General features: G+C 68.3%; 12 protein-coding genes, 1 tRNA gene and 1 pseudogene. 7 read left to right on the forward strand and 7 right to left on the reverse strand.

Annotation, left to right across the window (positions count from 1 at the left end):
- Positions 1-59: 59 nt before the first annotated feature.
- Complete coding sequence (locus ACFZAT_RS08745) at positions 60-923, forward strand: hypothetical protein (RefSeq protein ID WP_391262137.1); 864 nt, start codon at positions 60-62, stop codon at positions 921-923.
- A gap of 280 nt (positions 924-1203) precedes the next feature.
- On the opposite strand, the pseudogene ACFZAT_RS08750 reads toward ACFZAT_RS08745, so the two are convergent.
- Positions 1204-1482 (reverse strand): annotated as a pseudogene (locus ACFZAT_RS08750) (transporter); the annotation flags it as partial.
- An 805-nt stretch (positions 1483-2287) separates the two neighbouring features.
- On the opposite strand from ACFZAT_RS08750, the gene cas7u reads away from it, so the two are divergent.
- The 6 genes from cas7u (at position 2288) to ACFZAT_RS08780 (ending at position 12126) form a co-directional block, all read left to right on the forward strand.
- Complete coding sequence (cas7u, locus tag ACFZAT_RS08755; protein WP_391262139.1) at positions 2288-3481, forward strand: type I-U CRISPR-associated RAMP protein Csb1/Cas7u; 1194 nt, start codon at positions 2288-2290, stop codon at positions 3479-3481.
- A 4-nt stretch (positions 3482-3485) separates the two neighbouring features.
- Complete coding sequence (gene csb2, locus ACFZAT_RS08760; protein ID WP_391262142.1) at positions 3486-4958, forward strand: type I-U CRISPR-associated protein Csb2; 1473 nt, start codon at positions 3486-3488, stop codon at positions 4956-4958.
- Positions 4955-7990: a type I-U CRISPR-associated helicase/endonuclease Cas3 gene (cas3u, locus tag ACFZAT_RS08765; RefSeq protein WP_391262144.1), complete on the forward strand. Its 3036-nt coding sequence runs from the start codon at positions 4955-4957 to the stop codon at positions 7988-7990. Before csb2 ends, cas3u begins: the two co-directional genes overlap by 4 nt.
- 2 nt (positions 7991-7992) lie before the next feature.
- A complete protein-coding gene (locus tag ACFZAT_RS08770; protein WP_391262146.1) occupies positions 7993-9069 on the forward strand; it encodes a hypothetical protein in 1077 nt (358 codons plus the stop codon).
- A gap of 1585 nt (positions 9070-10654) precedes the next feature.
- On the forward strand, positions 10655-10909 hold the full coding sequence (locus ACFZAT_RS08775; protein WP_391262751.1) for a helix-turn-helix domain-containing protein: 255 nt from the start codon (positions 10655-10657) through the stop codon (positions 10907-10909).
- On the forward strand, positions 10909-12126 hold the full coding sequence (locus tag ACFZAT_RS08780; RefSeq protein WP_391262148.1) for a tyrosine-type recombinase/integrase: 1218 nt from the start codon (positions 10909-10911) through the stop codon (positions 12124-12126). Before ACFZAT_RS08775 ends, ACFZAT_RS08780 begins: the two co-directional genes overlap by 1 nt.
- A 110-nt stretch (positions 12127-12236) precedes the next feature.
- Here the strand turns inward: ACFZAT_RS08780 and ACFZAT_RS08785 are convergent.
- The 6 genes from ACFZAT_RS08785 to ACFZAT_RS08810 form a co-directional block, all read right to left on the reverse strand.
- A tRNA-Pro gene (locus ACFZAT_RS08785) sits at positions 12237-12310 on the reverse strand.
- Between the two features lie 118 nt (positions 12311-12428).
- Positions 12429-14621, reverse strand: a complete 2193-nt coding sequence (locus ACFZAT_RS08790; protein WP_391262150.1) for a right-handed parallel beta-helix repeat-containing protein — start codon at positions 14619-14621, stop codon at positions 12429-12431.
- Positions 14618-16084 carry a M1 family aminopeptidase gene (locus ACFZAT_RS08795; RefSeq protein WP_391262152.1) on the reverse strand — a complete coding sequence of 489 codons (1467 nt, stop codon included), beginning with the start codon at positions 16082-16084 and terminating at the stop codon, positions 14618-14620. The genes ACFZAT_RS08790 and ACFZAT_RS08795 overlap by 4 nt, the downstream gene beginning before the upstream one ends.
- Positions 16081-17754, reverse strand: coding sequence for an extracellular solute-binding protein (locus ACFZAT_RS08800; protein ID WP_391262154.1), 1674 nt, complete (start codon positions 17752-17754; stop codon positions 16081-16083). The genes ACFZAT_RS08795 and ACFZAT_RS08800 overlap by 4 nt, the downstream gene beginning before the upstream one ends.
- Before the next feature lie 51 nt (positions 17755-17805).
- Entirely contained in the window at positions 17806-18666 is an 861-nt protein-coding gene (locus ACFZAT_RS08805) for an ABC transporter permease subunit (protein ID WP_391262753.1), read from the reverse strand.
- Between the two features lie 82 nt (positions 18667-18748).
- Positions 18749-19771 (reverse strand): ABC transporter permease subunit, encoded by a 1023-nt coding sequence (locus ACFZAT_RS08810; RefSeq protein ID WP_391262156.1) that lies wholly within the window; start codon positions 19769-19771, stop codon positions 18749-18751.
- Positions 19772-19799: the final 28 nt, after the last annotated feature.

Consider the following 19799-nt stretch of genomic DNA (forward strand, 5'->3'; position numbering starts at 1 on the left):
GGGCGATGCATCTCTACTAACAGGCTTGCCCCGTACTCGAATTGCGGCAGGATTCAGTCATGGATCTTCAGGGAGTCGGTGCCATCGCCGCTGCCGCCGTGGCCGCTGTCAGCGTGCCCGCGGCGATCGTTGTTGGACGGTGGCAACTACGCGCGGCTCTGCGCGCCGCCGAGGAGGCTGGCCGCGCCGGGCTCGCACAGGCAGAGGCAACGTACCGAGCCGCTTTGGACGCGGTACGCGCCGAGGCATCGCACACTCAGACACAATGGCGCAGAGGAATTCAAAGAGAAGCATTCGTTTCCCATCTCCTCGCAGCAAGAAAAGCAGCAGAGACCGCCAAGCGAATGAACGAGTCATATGTCAACAAAACGGTCTCGATCGAGGAAACCGAGAGGCTCCGCGTTGAGCTATGGTCCGCCAGAACCGCGGTTCGAAATACATCGCTGATTGTTTCACTGGAGGCACCGGGAGAGCTGGCCACAGCGTCAGAACGTATCGATTATTGGACCGGCGAGTTGGTAGCATCTCTGGACTATCAGGTTGAGATGTTCGAAGCCGAAAGGAAGGTCAGACTCCGCGCGGACCAGGAGGCGCAAGATGGCGACGCCCACAGACCAAACGGCAACCTTGTAACAAAACTTGTATTGCTGAGGAGTGCCGTGGAAGAACATGCGCCAGCTGGAGGCCAGCCTTTCGAGGTCGCTCAGATTTCACCCGAGATCGAGGCAGCCCGAAACGCCGTTCAGGATGCCATGAACGCCGTAGTTCTAGAGCTGACGGAAAGAGTGGCGCTGGAAGAGCTGCAATGCAATCTTGGCGGAGTAATGAGGGAGGCCAGGGAGGCAGAGGAAGAGTTGCAGGCATGGGAAGAGGACTTTCTAAGGCTCGCACGCGAAGCGCTTGACGGCTCCGCTCATACCTGAATCCCTCAAGTGGGGGGATTAGTAACGCCGCCTCAACGGTCGATCCATAGAGACCGTGCGAGGAAATTATTTTCCCTCGCGCAAGGGTGACGGACAAGCTTCGTGAAGACGATGCCTCCACCAGCGTCGAACCGTAGGGCCTTGGCGGCCCGGCGTGGCAGGATGAGGCACGGGAAGGAAACTAACACCCGCGCCGATCACCGCCGTTCTCCGGCCCCATTCAGGCCCTTCCCCACAGGACCGATCGACCCCTCACCTGATCACGGGACACCCTCGGTAGTTCAGAGAACACGCCGGCGTCGACGCCTCGCTTGTACTCGACGATGACCGGCGAACCGTTCTCGTCCAGCCCGAGCGAGTCGATCCGACCCCCGTGCACCGGCCCGGTGCTGTACTCGCTCGCCAGGAACGTAGCGCCCAGCAACGTCTCCATGTGCGTCTCGACGAGCCCCTGCACATCGGCCTCGACCTCAGCAAGACGCGGCATGACCTCCGTCATGCCGCTCTTTGTCATGTCCGTACGGAACAGCTTCAGGCCCGACACCTCCCCCTCGATCAGGAGATCTACAACGTCGAGCCGATGCCAGATTGTTTCCCCGATGGACTTCGAGGGTGTGAAGATGATGTGAGAAGCTACGCCCGGGTCACCGAGAGGCAACCATGTCCCACGGTTCCCAGGGGTCGCCAGATCCCACGTACGTCCCACGGGACCGTGGGATGAGCGCCTGGAAGACTGCGTTTCCGCAGGTCAGCCCCCGTAGCTCAGTGGATAGAGCAGGTGCCTTCTAACCACTTGGACGCAGGTCTCGGCCGGCCGGGCACTGAGTCTCCGTGCTCGACACCTCCCCTACGCCGAGGGCAGCCTCCGCAGGTCCCGCCACCACGGAGAAGGCACGCGGCATTCCTCGTCGTTGCTGGCGGATAGCGTGAGGCCCCTGCTTCTATACCCGTTGCCTTCCTTAAGCCTGCCGTCAGCGCCGGACGTCGAACAACCTGGTCGGCCGTACCCCGAAACGCCATCCCCCATTTGGCCGCACCCTCGAACGAGTGCTGTTCGCGCCTCCAGTCAGATGCACGGATGCTGAGCGATGTTGACCTGCGCGTCAGCCACGCTGGAACCCTGGCCGTGCGAAAACGCAACGCCCATCGGCGCGCTGCGCCCAGCGCTGGGAGGAGGCCGGTCACCGACGAGCGAAGGACCCTATCGGCCACCACTGACAGAGTCGTATCCCTCACCATTGAACCTATTTGCTCGCCCATTTCCTCGATGCTTCGATGATCCTCAATTGCCGAAGTGGGCTGCTTTAGGCGGATATTGAGCGAATATTTCGTCCTCTGTGCTCACCGATCTTGGGAGGTCGATCGTGATCGAGGAGCTGTACGAACGGGTGCATGCCGCAGCCAATGCGCTGTCGGAGGACAGCGCTATTCGGGTCCGGGCGGCGTATGAGCCGACCAGCGGTTCGGGCGGCAGGATCTGCCCGCCGACGGTGAAGGTCAAGTCCACCGACGCGGCCGGCTACCTGATCGAGCCCCGCTACGTGGAGGGCGATGAGGTCAGGGTGGTGCTCCTCGATCAGCGCCAGTCGCAGGCGAACCGGTGCGAACAGGCGCTCCTGGACGCGGTACGTCGTGAAGACCTGTTCCTTCCCCATCTGGAGCTGACGACGGAGGCCGGGGGGACGGCCGTATCGATCACGAGCCTGGAGGCGCCGCACAGGTCCTGCGACGCCTACTTCCGCGACTCCCAGAACGAAGAGGGGGCAACGTTCGACAAGACCGAGGTCGGGGCCGCGCTGCGCCGGGCGGGAGCAGCAGACCTCCGTGCCTATCTGGATCAGTCGCCGGCGGACCTGGTGTATGGCGTGTGGGACTCGCACCGTAAGCGCCGGATCCAGGTCAAGGTCCCCCGCGCCTACACCTCGGAGATGTACGGCGTTTCCCCGCTCGTGGGTGTGCGGGCGGCCGGGCGCGTGGACCGGCTGAACCTGGCTGGTGACACTGTCGCGGTCACCGAGACGGGGTGGTCTCCGCTCGATGGTGCGAAGCCGCCCCGCGGCGTCGCGTCCGCAAGGATGTCGGAGCTGGGCCACGGCATGATCCCGCCCTCTGAAGGCGTCGGCGGGGTCTCGGTCAAGGCGGTGCACCGGCAGGCGACGGTGTCCCTGGCGCAGCTGTCCTCGCTGCGCTTCGGGAACGTCACCGAGGAGTTCACGGCCGCGGGCCGGGCGTTGCTCGCGTCCATCGCGCTTCTGGGGGACCGGCTGGCCTTCGGTGGATCGGCTCTGCACCTGCGTTCGGGCTGCGACCTTGTCGTCGTCTCGGAGCAGGTGGAATGGGTGCAGCGGGGGCGGAACGGGGTGCCGGTGACGGAGCCGATGGAGTGCACGACGTCCCGCGATGCACTGGCGCTGTTCGAGATCGCTCTGGAACGGGCCCGTAAGTCCGGGCTGGAGTGGCCGGTCGAGCCGGTCCGTGTCCGCCCGAACGCGAGTCTGCAGCAAGCGATCGAAAAGTCCTACGAGATCGCCGGAATCGGCGCGGCCGAAGAGGAGTGACCTCGTGCCGTTCCATCTTGACGTGCATCTGCTGGACAGTTCGTACCACGCCTCGACACTGAATCGTTCCGGTGCGGAGTGGCCGCCACACCCCTATCGGCTGTTCTGCGCTCTGGTCTCGGTGGCCGATGAGGATGACCCGGTCCAGAACGCTGCGCTGACGTGGTTGGAGGAGCAGCCCCCTCCCACGGTCCGGGTCCCGGCTCGGTCGGTGGAAGCCGCCGAGACTCGGCGGGCATGGGTGCCGACCAATGCGGTGGAGCGGAAGAAGCCTGGGCACGCGGTGCTTCCCGGACGGATCTCCGGCGGCCAGCCGAAGCAATGGCCCCAGCGCAATCTCGCGGAGCCGATGGTGAGCTTCATCTGGCCGCAGTGCCCGTCCCCGGGCATCCAGGCGGTGCTTGAGCTCCTGCTGTCCCGCATCGGCTACTTCGGCCGGGCCAGCGGGCACGCGCTTCTCACCGCGGCCGTGGTCGGCGATGCGGAGGTGACGCCCGTGGGCGAAGGGTGGCGTGAGTGGTCTCCCGCTTCCCGTGAGGGCAGGAACGTGGAGTTTCTCCGTGCTCCCTACCCGGGCTTCCTCACACGTCTTCGCAGCGCACATGCCGAGGGTCAGCGAGCGTTCCAGCAGGCCCGGCCCCACGCCTATCAGCTCGTGGGCATCGAGTCTGCGGGGCCGAAGGACATGGTGGTGGAGGGCCCGTATGTCGATCTGCTCCCCTTCGCGTTCCCCTCTGGGCTTTCGCTCGACCCGTCCCTCACGCTCAAAGTGACCTCCTCGTTGCGTTCGAAGGTCAGCGGCATGCTCTCTGCGGCAGGGCACGACGTGGACCAGATGATCGCGGTGCACGGGCACAAACCTGCCGGGGACCAGCGGCACGTCTGCGCCTTCGTTGCGCTGCCGTTCGTCGGACATCGCCACGCGGACGGCCGGCTGCGCGGGGTGGGCATCGCGTTGCCCCGAGATCTCGATCCGGCGCACCGCAAGGCGCTGCTGGCGGTTCTCCTCCGTCTCGGTGGCGGGCTGCGCAAGCTGTCCGTGCCGACGCTGTCCCGCCCCGTTCCTCTGTCATACGCCGGGGCGGGCGACACCGTGCAGAGCACGCTGCAAGCAGTGCGCGCGGAGCGATGGACCACCCCGTCCACCCAGTGGACGACGGCGCTGCCGATGGTCCTGGACCACTTCCCCAGAAGAACCCCGAACGGGATCGAGACATCAGTGGCGACCAGCTGCGTCCTGGCCGGATTCCCCGAGCCGCGATCGGTCGAGGTCCTGCACCGAGGCGCATACGTACCCGGCGCGCCGGAACTCCCCCCGTATGCGCTGCGCCGCAAGGCCGGCGAGCGGCCTCTCCTGAGCCGCCACGTCCGCCTGCGGTTCGCCGAGCCGGTCACCGGGCCGATCATCCTGGGCAGCAAAAAGAGCTACGGCCTTGGCCTGTGCATTCCGGTCCCCGCGCGAGAAGGAACGGCATGACCATTCCCCTTGAAGGCGCCCTGCATCTGGAGGAGTTCTCCGACTTCGTCCAGGTAGTCCGAGGACACCGGCCCTTTCCCTGGCAGACCGCATACCTGAACCGGGTCGCGGAGAGCGGCATCTGGGCCGACCTCGACATCCCCACCGGCCTCGGCAAGACCAGCACCATCGACATCTGGTGCTTCCTCCTGGCCTGGCAGCACTCCAGCGGGGCCCGGCGGACCGTGCCTGTGCGGCTGTTCTTCGCCGTGGACCGACGCCTGGTCGTCGACCAGGCACACGAAAGCGCCAGCGCCCTTCAACGGGCGCTGCACGACAGCGGCGCCACCACGGTGGCCGGCCGTGTCGCCCGGGCGCTGCGTGAGCTTGGCGCAAGCGCAACCGCGGTGGAGAGCGTACGTATGCGGGGCGGCGCCGACTGGAGCTCCCGCTGGCTGAGCTCCCCGACTCAGCCTGCAGTCATCTCCTGCACCGTCGATCAGTACGGAAGTCGCCTGCTGTTCCGCGGATATCACACCAGCCCGCGCATGCGCCCCATCGACGCCGCTCTGTGCGGCATGGACGCCCTCCTCGCCGTGGACGAGGCGCACATCGCGCTGCCGCTGCTGCGCACGGCCACCGACTGCGCCGCTTACCAGGCCACTGCCTCCCACCCGGACTTCGCCGGCCGTGCCGTCCAGGTCGTCAGCCTCTCCGCGACCGCTTCGGCCGCCGCGGGCCGGCCCCGGCACTCGATCACCGACGCCGACCGTGCCCACCCCATGGCCAGCCGGCGCTTGAACGCGCAGCGCCGCCTCACGCTCCTGGATGCCTCGCCGAACGTGAAGGACACCGCGGCAGCCTTCGCGCAGGCTGCCGCGCTGGCGGTCGAAGCCCTGCTTCCGGTGATCGAGCGACCGGTGATCGGCGTGATCGCCAACACCATCCGCGCCGCCCGCGCCACCCATCACCTGCTGGCCCAGCGCGAGGACGCCGACACCGTCCTGTTGACCGGCCGCACACGACCCCTCGACCGCGAGCGTCTCCTGGCGCACCCGCTGGTCACCGAACTCCTCTCCGGCGTGCAACCCGACCGCGAACGACCACTGATCGTCATCGCCACCCAGACCGTCGAGGTCGGCATCGACATCTCCTTCGCCGGCCTGGTCACCGAGAACGCCTCCCTCGCGGCACTCATCCAGCGCCTCGGCCGTCTGGACCGCACCGGCGACCTGAACCTCGCACCCGCCATCGTCCTGCGCACCAGCACACAGACCAAGCAGAGCACCATCCCCGTCTACGGTGAGTCCGCCGAACGCACCTGGGCGCATCTGACGGAGAAGGCGCCCACCGTCATGATGCCCGGACTCAAGGCTCCTTCACTGGCCGGAGTTCTTGCCGAGGGCCTGCTCGTCAATCCTGTGACCCTGCCCGCGCTGCTCGCGGACGTGAACACCAGCGCCCTCAACGTGGAGGCGCCCCTCATCCCTGTAGTCCACCGCACCCTCGTCGACTCCTGGACGCGCACCAGCCCCGCCCCAGTCCCCGACCAGGCGCCAGCCCCGTTCCTTCACGGCCTGGACACCTCACCCGAAGACGTCCTCGTGCTCTGGCGCGCCGACCTTCACGAGACCGACGGACAGCCCGACTTCGCCCAATGGGCCACCCGCATGAGCCAGACCCCGCCCCACGCCGGCGAAGCAGTCGCGATCCCCGCCCGGCAACTGCGCCGCTTCCTCACCTGCGCCCCTGCCGCCGACGACACCAGCGACCTCGAAGGCACGACGCCCACCCTCGACACGGCTCCCACGGCCAAGAGGCAACCAGCACCCGCTATGTCGCCGGTGCTGCGTTACGACGACCGCGAGAACCAGTGGGTGCCAGCCACCGAGCCCCGCGACATCCGGCCCGGTAGCACCGTGGTCCTGCCCGCACGCTACGGAGGGCATGACGCCTACGGCTGGACCGGCACTCGCGACCAACCGGTCACCGACCTCGGCGACTACCCCACCACGGACACAGCGCCCACCCGCATCGACGCCCACGTCCTCGCTCCCCTGGCCACCGGCGAAGACTCGGTCACCGTCCGCCTCACGACAGCGACGGCCCACGCAGCCCAACGGCTGCGCGCCGAGGACCCGGATGAGACCACCGGCATCGTCAACGAACTCCTGGACGTCCTCCTCGCCGCCCCGGTTTCCAACCTAGGTGGGCCGCATGCCGACCTGGCCCAGAACCGTCTGCACCGCCTGCGCACTGTCGAGCGGTGGACCACGGCACCCACCGGCCGCACCGAGAAACAAGGGCATGCTGTCCTCGACCCAGAAGACCCCTGCCGCCTCGTCCTCATCCCTCCACGGCCGCCACGCGGACAGCGCGAACGGACCCCAGGCATCGCCGACAACGGCTGCGACGCAAGCTCGCTGACCCGCCCCGTTTCGCTGTCACAACACAGCATCGCCGTCGCCGAACGCGCCGGCGCCTTCGCCACAGCCCTGCGCCTGCCTCCCCCGCTCATCGACGCCCTCCGGGCCGCAGCGCACGCCCATGACTGCGGAAAATCACACCGCCGGTTCCAATGCATGCTCTGCGCCGGAGACCGACTCCTGGCCGAAACCCTGGACGAACCCCGCGCGAAATCCGGTATGGACCCCGCCGATCACCACGCGCGCCGCCGCGCAGCCCAACTCGCCCAGTGGCATCCAGACATGCGACACGAAGCGATCAGCGCGCTCGCCGCCACCGCCTGGCTGGACACCCGCCCCGACCACCCCCGGGGTGACGACGACGACCTCGTGGTCCACCTCGTCGCCGCACACCACGGCCACGCCCGCCCGCTCCTTCCCCCCGTGACCGACCCCGCCCCGGAGAAGGTGACGTGCACCATGCCCGACCAACAGCAAGTCATCGTCGACAGCGCCGACATGGGCACCGACTGGACCGGCCCCGACCGGTTCCACACACTCAACCGCCGCTACGGGCCCTGGGGACTGGCCCTGCTCGAAGCCACCCTCCGTCTCGCCGACATGGCCTGCTCCGAGGAAGGAACCTGACCATGACCCGCCATTCCCTCGAACTCCCCGCCCTCTACGGCAGCAACCCCCTCGGGTTCCTCGCCGCCCTCGGCACCCTCCACCTCACACACCACGTACTCGATCAAGCCCCACAACTCTCCTGGGCCGGCCCGGACGCACCAGCCATCCTCCACACCCACCACCCCCTCACCCACGACAGCCTCGCCGACCTCCTGGCAACCCAACTGCCCACCCAGCCCGAGAAGGACGCCCTGGCCATCGCCCCCGGCATCCTCGACCAGCCCCGTACATCTGGCCCGGGCGCACCCAACGACCCCCTCCGCATGCCCCTCCCCGAAGCCCTCGCTCACCTCCGAACCCACGCCCAGGCAGAACTCGACCACAACGACAACCGCGCCCACTGGTTCACCTCGCTGATCAACACGCTCAGCGCCAGCCCCGGCAAAACCGAAGACACCACCGCACCGAAGAGGACAACAAAAGACAGCTCCCAGGCCCTCTACACCCGTACAACCCCGCTCTTCGGGCGGACCGGCCGCATGACCCTCCCGAGCAGCTGGGCCACCGCCGCCCAACACTGCATCAACAACCCCGACCACCTCCACGCAGCCCTCACCAACTGGAAGCGAGTCGACGGCTACGCCGGCGCCAACCTCGACCACAGCTCCCTCGGCGACGCCCACATGGTCAGCCACGGCAAACCCACCCAACAAGGCGTCCCCGGAGCAACCTGGCTCGCCCTCCACGGCTTCGTCGCCTTCCGTCTGATCGGCAACGCCAACCGACCCCACGCCACTAGCTGGAACACCATCAGCAACGCTTTCGTATGGCCCATCTGGCACCCACCCCTCACTACCACCGCCCTGACCGCCCTCCTCGAACACCCAGCCATCCATTCCCCCACCAACTCGGCAATCCTCGAAAACTTGGGCATCACCGCGCTCTACACCGCACACCGCACCCGCCTGCCACAAGGCGACGGACCGCTCTCCCCCGGTCAACGGGGCACCCACAGACCTCGGAACCACAAGCACGCCCCGAAGCACCCCATCACACCGAAGGAAAATGACCCGAATGCCCGCATCGCGCCAGCGTGAACACCGGTCAACCAGGTCACCCTCCGGAAACGTCGCAGGCTACGCGGGCCCAACACTCCGGATCGCGTCCGGAGCACCACTGCGGCCGCACGGCCCGCTCGACCTGGTTGTCGGCGTAGTCCCAACACTCCGGATCGCGTCCGGAGCACCACTGCGGCGGCCCAGGCCGACCGAAGGCATTGCCCCGGATGCGCCAACACTCCGGGTTTCCTCCCGAGCACCACTGCGGCGGCAAGACAGAGATGTCGCTCGTACAGGCGATCGCGCCGACACTCCGGGTTTCCCCCGGAGCACCACTGCGGCATCGCCCGCGTCGCGACCGGCGACTACGATGCCGTGCCAGCACTCCGGATTCCGTCCGGAGCACCACAGAGGCCGGTCGTTGACGGGTAACCGGGGGTACAGCAGGGGCCAGCACTCCGGATTCCGTCCGGAGCACCACTGCGGCATGGCGCTGCCAGGGTTCGGCTCCCCGAATCGGTCCAGCACTCCGGATTCCGTCCGGAGCACCACTGCGGGGTGTGCATGGCCCCTCTGGTGCTCGCGTCCGTGGCGCGCCCAACACTCCGGATTCCGTCCGGAGCACCACTGCGGGGTGGTAATCGACTTCGAGGGGCTCACCCCCGCCGGTCCAGCACTCCGGATTCCGTCCGGAGCACCACTGCGGCTGCCTGGCCGTCCGACCGATGGGCGTCCGGGTCGGCTCCCGCACTCAGATGGCGAACACCAGGACGTCGTTCCCAGCGCTCCGGATTCCACTGCGGCGCGAACAGCTACGGGACGGAAACTGGACGCTTCCTTCCAAGCACCTGTACAGAGCCGAAAGACATCCGTCAGTTGTGGGAGTCCCCTGGGACTTTTCTGGGACTTCCGGCCCCATCAAGCGGCACGAACGTGAAATACCCGAAAGGTCATTCGCGCAGGTCAGCGACCGCCAACCGCTCATCGCGGCAGGTCACCGCACTCGCTGGTCTCTTCCGGGACATCTGATCTGCAGAACCCGGCGACTTCGCTTTGAGCGTCATCAGCCCTCGGCGTTGCCTCGTCACTCGCAGCCTTGACGCCCCCTGACCTGCCCAACGTGTGCCTGACGCCCCATCAGGATGAGCGTCGCGAGCGTCATCTCAGCGTCAAGATATCGCCCGTAACGCCCACACTGCGCATACCGCACACCCACAAAACCCCAGGTCAGAGCCCTTACTTAACCGGCTCCAGGATGGCGACACACTCCACATGACGCGTCATCGGAAACCATTGGAACGGCATAACGCCTGGTACCCCAGCCGCGCGTACGCGACGGTGATGCATACGAGCAGTCTCATCGCAAACGGTAGCTACCCTCCGGATATCCCGTCGCAAACGAGTGGAACATAGCCGCACATCGCCGGTTAGCCAAACCGGCGCCTGCGCGGACGATTGTTGTCCACCGCTTGTTCCGAGCGCCACGGCGAATCGATCAAGCTGCGAGCAGCGACGTCTGCCGCCTACGGATTTCATCGAATCGCTTTGGCGTTCCATACCACCCGGAGATTCCTAACACTTGTCCACCGAACCGATAATATCCAGCTCAGATCGTAAGCCGCACATGGAAAGGTCGGACGGTTCCCCTATCGTCCAAGATGACAGCCGGTCTTTTCTCCTGTCCAACGCCTGGTATTCGGCGAGCGACCTCGCCGCGCGCCTGCGTGTAGATTCCTCAACCCTGCGCCGCTGGCGTACCGCTCGGCCGCCCCAGGGCCCGCCGTTCGTCGCCGTTTCGGCACGCGTCATCATGTACAGCGCCGTCGACGTCGAAGAATGGCTGCACAGCCGCCGGACCGACCCGCGTCGAGAAGCTTGATGGCTGAGAAGGCCGCAGTGCCGGTCGGGGTCCGGCTCAGCACCGACATCGAGTATCGGCCCGACCGCCCCAACCCCTACCGCGCACGAGTGCGCTGGTTCGATCCGGCCACGAAGCGGCGCTTGTCCCTGTCGGAAGGAAAGCCGGACGAGGACGAAGCGCAGGAGTGGCTCCAGTCCATCATCGAAGCGGCTGAGGCAGGGCTGTCCCCGTCGCTCGCCACCATGAAGCTCGCCGAGTACGGCGACGCGAACATGGATCTCGCGTTGCGCGGGCTGGAGTTGAAGACTCTCGACCCCTATCTCGCCGGCTGGCGGATGCGCGTCGTGCCCGCTCTGGGCCACCTCGCGGTCCGCATGATCACCAACGGCGCTGTCGACCGCACCGTGCAGAACTGGATCGCCGACGAGCACAGCCGCTCAACGGTGAAGAACACCATCGCCGTCCTGGTCCGTGTCATGGAGCAGGCAGTGCGGGACGGCATCATCAAGGTGAATCCGGCCCGGGTGACCGGCTGGCAGAAGCTCTACAAGCAAGCCGAGGACGAACTCCTCGACCCACGCGCGCTAGCCCTACCCGACTGGGAAACACTCGTCGCACTGGCCGACGCACTCGTGGCAGCCTCCCACGACGAGTACCGCGGCTGGGGAGACGTGGTCATCTTCGCGGCGTGCACCGCCGCACGGATCGGGGAGATCTCAGGCTGCCGAGTCGCAGACATCGACACCACGCAGTGGATCTGGACCGTGCGCCGTCAGACCACACCCGCCCCCGGCGGGCTGACCGACAAGGGCACCAAAGGCAAGCGGGCCCGCAAGGTCCCCATCGTCGAAGAGATCCGCCCCCTCGTCGCCCAGCGCATCATGTCCGCCGGCCCCAATCCGGACGCCCGCCTGTTCACCGGCCCGCGCGGGGGGCGCATTTCCACCGCCGTCCTGCGCGACGCCACACACTGGGACGACGTGGTCACCAAGCTCGGCTACGAGCATCTGCGCCGCCACGACCTCCGGCACACCGCGCTGACCTGGTTCGCCGACGCCGGGGTCCCGGTACACGTCCTCCGCAGAATTGCCGGCCACGGTTCACTGACCACCACCCAGCGCTACCTGCACCCGGACGTCCACAAGATCACAGCGGCCGGGGCGGCACTCTCGGCCCACTTCAGCGCGCTGCGCGCACCACGCTCACTGCCGAGCCCCATTGTCATGACCCGCTGACCCGGTCAAGGACGCCGGACCTCAAGTTGGTCCCCAACTGGTCCCCAAAAATGATCAAGGGCCGGTCTCGGATCTCTCCGAAACCGGCCCTGACCTGCGACTGTCACCAGTCGGGACGACAGGATTTGAACCTGCGACCCCTTGACCCCCAGTCAAGTGCGCTACCAAGCTGCGCCACGTCCCGATGCCCGTCTGACCTGGGGTTTCCCCCTGGCTGAACGCGCATGAGAACAATACCGCACTTCATTGGGTGGTCACGAACGCTTTCGCGGGCGTCGCGTTCCGCGTCCGGCCGGGCACTCTCAGTGGATCAGCACCTGGGAGAGGGCGATCCGGCCCGTGCCGGACTTCACGATGCGGACCGTGCGGGTGCGGCTGTCCAGGTCGACGACGGTGGGGCGCAGGGCCTTGCCGCTGACGTGGACCGTGGTGTCGTCGGTGACGATGTCGAAGCCGGCCGTCGTCGTGGCGGCGTCGTTCCAGACCTCGACCTGGCGGATGTGCCGGGTGGCTCCGAGGTTCGCCTGCCACCAGGCACCGTTCTCCGCGAGGGTGCGGGTGTCGGTGTTGGTGTCGGCGTCCAGGGCGAGCGCGGCGGTCGCGGTGCCGTCCGTCGAGGACTGGGTGGCCGTGCCGGTGCGGGCGAGGTCGGTCCGCAGCCGCTCGACCGGGCCGCCGTGGGCGCCGGCGCGGGAGGCGACGGTCAGGGCGGCGGCCGGGAGGCGGTCCAGGCCGGTGTGGTTGCCGGTCATGACGGAGCCGGTGCCGCCGAGGGCGGGGGCGGCGGTGTCGGTCCAGTTGCCGCGCGCGGTGTTCCGGATGCCGTAGTCCGCCCAGTTGGAGACCCACTTGTAGCCGATGCGGGTGATGACGTTGTTCTCGACGGTGATGTACGAGGACTGCTCGTCCAGGTAGATGCCGTTGCCGTCGCGCTCGGTGTTGCCGTACGCGGAGCGGTTGATGTAGTTGCCGCTGACGACGGTGCCGGGCTGGGCGCCCTGGGTGTAGATGGCGCCGCCGTCGTGCTGCTGCCGGGCGACCTCCATGACGTCGGTGATGCGGTTGTTCGTCACCTTGTTGTCGCGGAGCACGGACTTCTGCGCCTCGGGCTGGTTCCAGCCCCAGCCGACGGAGATCGCCGAGTACGGCAGGTGGTCCAGGCTGTTGTGGTCGACGGTGAGCCCGGCCTCGTAACCGGCCCAGATGCCGACCGCGTCGGTGTACTCGACGCCGGTGCGGCTGATCGTGTTGTACGCCACGGTGTTGCGTTCCCCGGCGAGCGCGGGCTCCGGCAGGGGCTCGGTGTCACCCACGTAGACCGCGCCCGAGGAGAGGTCGGTGAAGGTGGACCGGGTGAGCGCGCTGTCCTTGGAACCGGCCTCCAGGACCGCTCCGGCGCCGCCGAGGTGGGTGAAGTCGGCGCTGTCGACGGTGACCCGCCGGCCGCCGCGCACGGTGAGGGCGGCGGCCGGTTTGGTGTAGTACCGGCCCGCGTGGTCGACGGGACCGGTGGCTCCGGTCAGGGTGAGACCGGCCTGCGTCCCCGCGTAGCCCTCGTCGGTGCCGGGCTGCCGGTAGGCCGCGTACGCGAAGCCGATGCCGCTGACCGTGAGGTCCTGGGCGCCGTCCACGGTGAGCAGCTGTTCGGTGTGCGGGGTGACAGCCCGCGCGTGGCGCATGTTCTCGCCCTCGCGCGGGAGGTAGGTGACGGTGCGGGCGGCCGAGTTCCACGCGAACTCGCCGGGCTCGTCCAGGAGTTCGGCGGCGTTCTCGAAGAAGGCGACACCGCTGTAGCGGGTGGAGTCGACGGCGGTGGTGTCCCAGGCGGGGCCGGTGCGGTCGGTGCCGCTCGCGGAGTTGGTCCAGCAGGGCCGGGCGAAGGTGAGGGTGTCGCCGCTGACGCCCGCGATCCTGCAGTGGTAGTTGCGCCAGCGGATACGGATGACGGCCTCGGCGTCCGTGGGGTGCGCCCAGTGGTCGATGCCGGTCGCGGTGGCGCCGGTCATGCCGGTGGCGGTGGCGTCGCAGGTGGCGGCGGGGCACGCCTCGCCGCGGGCGCGGGTGGCGCGGTGGCCGTCCACGAAGAGCTGGCGCGGGGTGACACCGGCGGGGACGGGGGCGGTCCAGGTGCCGTCGGCGTTCCTACGCCAGCCGGTGAGGTCCCGGCCGCCGGAGAGCACGGGGTGGGCGCCGGGGGCGGCGGCCCAGGTGGTGCCGGAGTCGGCGGCGCCGAGCTTCAGGGGTGCGTCGAGCCGGTACGTGCCGTCCTTGAGGAGTACGCGTACGGCGCGGTGGTGCTCGGTGCGGGCCAGGTCGCGGGCGCCCTCCGGGGTGCAGGGGCGGGCGGCGGTGCAGGCGGAGCCCCGGCCGTCCGGGGCCGCGTACAGGGTGCGGGCCGCGGGCGCGGCTCCGGCCGGGGCGGCGAGCAGAGCGGTCAGGAGGGCGGCGGTGGCGGATGCGGCGGTGGCTCGTACGACGTTCAGGGGGCGGTTCACGCGGTGGCCTTCCAGTCGGGGTGGCCGGGCATGGGCGGGTTGACGGCCCCGAAGAGCCAGTCGCGCAGGAACGGGTCGAGTGAGCGGTCACGAGTGGTGTCGACGGTGTGCCGGATGAATTGCTCGGAGGTGTACGTGGAGTCCTTGAAGCGCCGCACCCACTCACGCATCACCGTGTCGAAGGAGCGCCGGCCGATGCGCCGGTTCAGGGCGTAGAGGACGAGGGCGCCGCCGTCGTAGATGTTGGTCCCGCCGAGTGCCTTGGGGAGCCCGGGCGGGCCGTCGGCCGCGCGGACGGCGTCGAGCTTCTCGTACGTGGCCTTCATCTTGTCCGCGAGGACGGACCAGCCGCGCTCCTCGCCGTACAGACCGGCGTAGTAGACGGCGGGGCCCTCGTTGAGCCAGGCCTGCTGCCAGTCGTGCGGGGTGACGGAGTCGCCGAACCACTGGTGGACGAGTTCGTGGACCATGGTGGTCTCGTAGCCGGGCTGCCCCTGGGCGTTGGGCTTGAACCAGTTGGTGCCGAAGAGGGACAGCGTCTGGTTCTCCAGCGCGTCGGTGTAGCCGTCGTAGATGTGCACCCCGTAGACGGAGAACGGGTAGCGGCCGAACTTCGCCTCCAGCCAGGCGAGATGGTCGGCGGTGCGGGCGACGACCGGGGCGTACGTGTCCTCCTGGCCCCGGGGCACGATGTGGCGCAGGGGCAGGCCGCGGTGGCTGCTGCCGTACAGGTAGGTGCCCTTGACCACGGCGATGCCGATGAGCTCGGTGGCCATGCGCTCGCGGAGGGCGAAGTGCCAGACGGTGGAGCCGTCGGCGCGCGGTGTACGGTGCGTCAGCTCGCCGTTCGCGGTGGCGACGAAGCCCTCGGGGGCGCTGATGTGGAACGTCCAGGTCGCCTTGTCCGAGGGGGTGTCGTTGCACGGCAGGAAGGTGTCGGCGCGGGAGGACTGGGCGGCCGAGGCGAATCCGCCGTCGCTGCCGAACCGCCAGCCGGTCAGGCCGAGCCGGGGTGCCTTGCCGTTGCCCCGGTAGCGGATCTCGACGGTGAACGCCTGGTGGTCGCGGATCGGGCGGGCCGGGGTGACGGTCAGCTCCTGGCCGCTCCGGCCCGCGGCGAGTTGCCAGGTGGCCGGGCGTCCGGCGACGGTGACGGCGTCGATGGTGTGGCCGTCGGCGTCCAGGTTGAAGGCGGACAGGTCCTGGGTGGCCTCGGCGCTGATCCTCACCATGGCGGTGAAGTCGTAGGTGACCGGGGTGAAGTCGAAGGTCAGGTCGTAGTGGGTGACCTGGTAGCCGCCGTTGCCGAGGGTCGGGAAGAGCGGGTCGCCGACGCCGTCGGAGCCGGGCTCCGGGTGGAAGCCGTGCAGCCCGGCGGCGGCGGAGGTGGACAGGGCGGGGACGGTGACGGCTGCCGCCACCGCCGCGCCGCCGAGTGCGAGGACCGAGCGTCGGGTGGTCACTTCTTCCCCTTCTGGAAGGCTTCCTCGAACTCGCCGCGGGCCTGCTCGCCGCCCTTGGCCAGGTAGTCCTTGACCAGCTGGTCGTAGGCGGACATGGGCTTGCGGCCGGAGATGATGTCCTTGAGCACGTCGCCCTTGAAGGTGCCGAGGCTGCCCGCGCTCTTGGAGTCCCAGGTGGGCGAGGAGTACTGGAGCGTCGGGTCCGGCACCATCATCGGGATCATCCTGGTGAACGTCTCGTGGACGTGGCGCACGCCCTGCTCGGAGTCGGCGCTGAAGATCGCGGGCACCGCGGAGGCGGCGAACTTCCAGGGCACGGTGACGTCCTGGGTGCCCTGCTTGGTGAGGGCCGGGTTGCCCTTGTCGTCGCGGGTGAAGTCCTTGCCCTCGACGCCGTAGTTGATGAGGGTGTATTCGAGGCTGCCGAACGGCGAGGCCGCGAAGTCGGCGAACCGCAGGATCTCCTTGACCCGGTCCCCGGACGCCTTGCTGATGTGGGTGTTCTGGAGGGCGACGTTGTCCATCCAGGCGACGGCGTCCTTGCCGACCGGCACGAAGGGGCGCGGGTCGAACTTCTTGTTGATCGCCTTCATCGCGGCGATGTAGCCGACGCCCGGCGCGAGGTAGGTGGGCATGCCGTCGTACACGTACGCGCCCTTGCCGTTCTTGAACATGTCCGTGTACTGGGCCTTCTGCGCCCCGGACATCTGGAGGGTGCCCGGGTAGTAGCAGCCGGCCTTGTACAGCGCCCGGGCCGTCTCGACGGCCGTGCGGTACTCCGGGGTCTCCAGGTCGAGGGTGAACTTGCCCGTCTTCTCGTCCAGACGCCAGAAGTTGGGCGCCCCGGCGGACATGGCGAGCATGGTGGTGACGCCCGCGATGATGGCGTACCGGTCCTCCTTGGGGCGGGTCAGCTCCTTGCAGACCTCGACGAACCGGTCCAGGTCGGTGATCTGGTCCAGGCTGGTGACGCCGACCTCCTCGAAGAGGTCGTGGCGGTAGACCCCGGCGCCGGCGGTGCCGGTGCGGGCGATGGGGATGCCGTAGAGCTTGCCGCCGAAGATCGCGCCCTGCCAGGCGCCCTTCGGGATGGCGGCGAGGTTGGGGTAGTCCTTGATCGCGTCCCCGGCGAGGTGCGGGGTGAGGTCGGCGCACTTGGCCTGGAGGAAGGCGGCCTTGTTGTCGACACCGCCGCTCTCCGGGTACATGAAGAGGTCGGGGAGGCTGTCGCTCGCGACCATCGTGGAGAACTTGGTGCCGTAGTCGTCGGCGGGGACGGCGGTGATGTTCACCTGGCCGCCGAGCAGCTTCTCGATCTCCTGCCAGGCGGCGTTCTTGCCGCGCGAGGGCGGCGGCGGGGAGAAGGTCTCCATGGCCGCGCCGATGGGCTTCGCCCCCTTGAGCGGGGTGGTCTTCGTGGCCCGCAGCGGCTTGGCCGGGTAGCTGAAGAAGCCCTGCGGGACACCGGCCGCGGTGCCCTCCAGGTCGGGCTTGAGCCCGATGTTGCGGACGGCGCTGTGCGGGAGCAGGGACGCGCTCTTCGCCTCGGCCTTCGCGGTCGTGCCGCCGTCGCCGCAGGCGGTGAGCAGCGGGGCGGCGGCGAGTCCGAGGCCGACGCCGGCGCCGAGCCGGAAGAGTGCTCTGCGGTTGATGGGGGTGGAGCTCGACACCTGGATCTCCTTGGAAGAGGGAAGGGAGGGAGCGGGGGGCGGCGGCTGCGCTCAGCCCTTGACGGCTCCGGTGAGCACGCCCTTGGTGAAGTAGCGCTGGAGGAAGGGGTAGACGCAGAGGATCGGGACGACGGCGATGACGAGGACCGCCATCTGCACGGCCTGCTGCGGGGCGAGCACTTCGCCGGCCGACGCCGAGTCGAGGCTCTGGCCCTGGAGGACGTAGGTCCGCAGCACCATGGGCAGCGGCCACTTGTCGGAGTCGTTGAGGTACAGGAGCGAGTTGAAGAAGGCGTTCCAGTACGTCACCGCGTAGAAGAGGCTGATGACGGCGAGGACGGCCTTGGACAGCGGCAGGACGACGCGGACCAGGATGCGGAAGTCCCCGGCACCGTCCACCTTCGCCGCGTCGTACAGCTCCTCCGGCAGGTTCATGAAGAAGGAGCGCAGGACGACCAGATTGAAGGCGCTGACCAGGGTGGGCATGACGAGCGCCGCGTAGGTGTCGTACAGGCCGAGGCCCTTGACCAGCAGGAAGTTCGGGATGATGCCGGCGTTGAACAGCATGGTGAACAGCGCCGTCATCAGGATGAAGCGGGACCCGGTGACCTCGCGCCGGGAGAGCCCGTAGGCCATGCCGACGGTGACGAGCAGACTCGCGAGGGTGCCGAGGACGGTGATGCCGACGGAGACGATCAGGGCCCGGCTGACGACGCCACCGGTGAAGATCGTGCGGTAGGCGTCGAGGGTGGGGTGGTCCGGCCACAGGACGAGGCCGGAGCTCTTGATGATGTCGGTCTGCGAGGCGAAGCTCGTCCCGATGACGCCGACGAGCGGGTACGCGACGGCGAGGACGACCACGACGACGGCGACGGCCTTCGCGGTCTGACCGACGCGGGTGGGGCGCTCCATCCACGGCGGGCGGCCGTCGGACGTGCGTACGGGGACGGGCGGGGTCTTCGGCGCGGTGGTCCGGGCCGTGGCGCGGGTCTTTTCAGCGGTCAGCACCGCGGTACACCCCTTCGTGGCCGAGTCGGTGGGCGAACTTGTTGGCGCCCAGCACGAGTGCGGTGCCGATGACCGCCTTGACGAGTCCGACGGCGGCGGCTACGCCCCAGTCGTTGTCCTTGATGCCGTGGTAGTAGACGTAGGTGTCGAGGACCTCGCCGGCGTCCGGGCCGACCGCATCGCGCTGGAGCAGGATCTGCTCGAAGCCGACCGAGAGGATCTGCCCGAGGTTGAGGATGAGCAGCAGGATGAGTACGGGGGCGATGCCCGGGAGCGTCACGTGCCACAGGCGGCGCCGGGGGCCGGCTCCGTCGATGGCGGCGGCCTCGTACTGCTGCCGGTCGATGTTGAGGAGGGCGGCGAGGATGATGATCGTGCCCCAGCCGGCGTCCTTCCAGGCCACCTGGAGGGTGAGGAGCCAGGGGAAGGCGTCCGGGTCGCTCATCATGTCGTAGCGGGGCAGGCCCATGCCGCCGAGGAGGTCGGGCAGGACGCCGGCGCCGCCCAGGATCTGCTGGAAGATCGAGACGATGATGACCCAGCCGATGAAGTGCGGCAGATAGACGACGCTCTGCACGAAGCGCCTGATGCGGTCGCTGGCGATGCTGTTGAGCAGCAGGGCCAGGGCGATGGGCACCGGGAAGAAGAACACCAGCTGGACGAGGGCGATCTCCAGGGTGTTGAACGTCGCGCTCCAGAAGGCCGGTTCGCTGAACGCCGCGGAGAAGTTGGCGAAGCCCACCCAGACGCTGTGCATGTAGCCGAGGTACGGCTGGTAGTCCTGGAACGCCACCACGTACCCGAGCAGCGGCACGTAGTGGAAGACGACGAAGTAGAGCAGTCCGGGCAGGGTGAGCAGCAGCATCACCCGGTCGCGTTTGAGTCGCTGGCCGAGTGTGAGCCGGTGCGGGGCGGCGAGGGCCGGGCCGGGCGGCGGGGCGGGCTCCCCGGCCCGCTTTCGCCGCGTTCGCCGCTTTTCGCGCGGCAGCGGGGGTGCTGTGTCAGCCATGGTGGGTCCTGTTCGGCTGGGTGGCGCG

This window comes from Streptomyces sp. NPDC008163 (assembly GCF_042956885.1).
GTDB classification, from domain to species: domain Bacteria; phylum Actinomycetota; class Actinomycetes; order Streptomycetales; family Streptomycetaceae; genus Streptomyces; species Streptomyces drozdowiczii_A.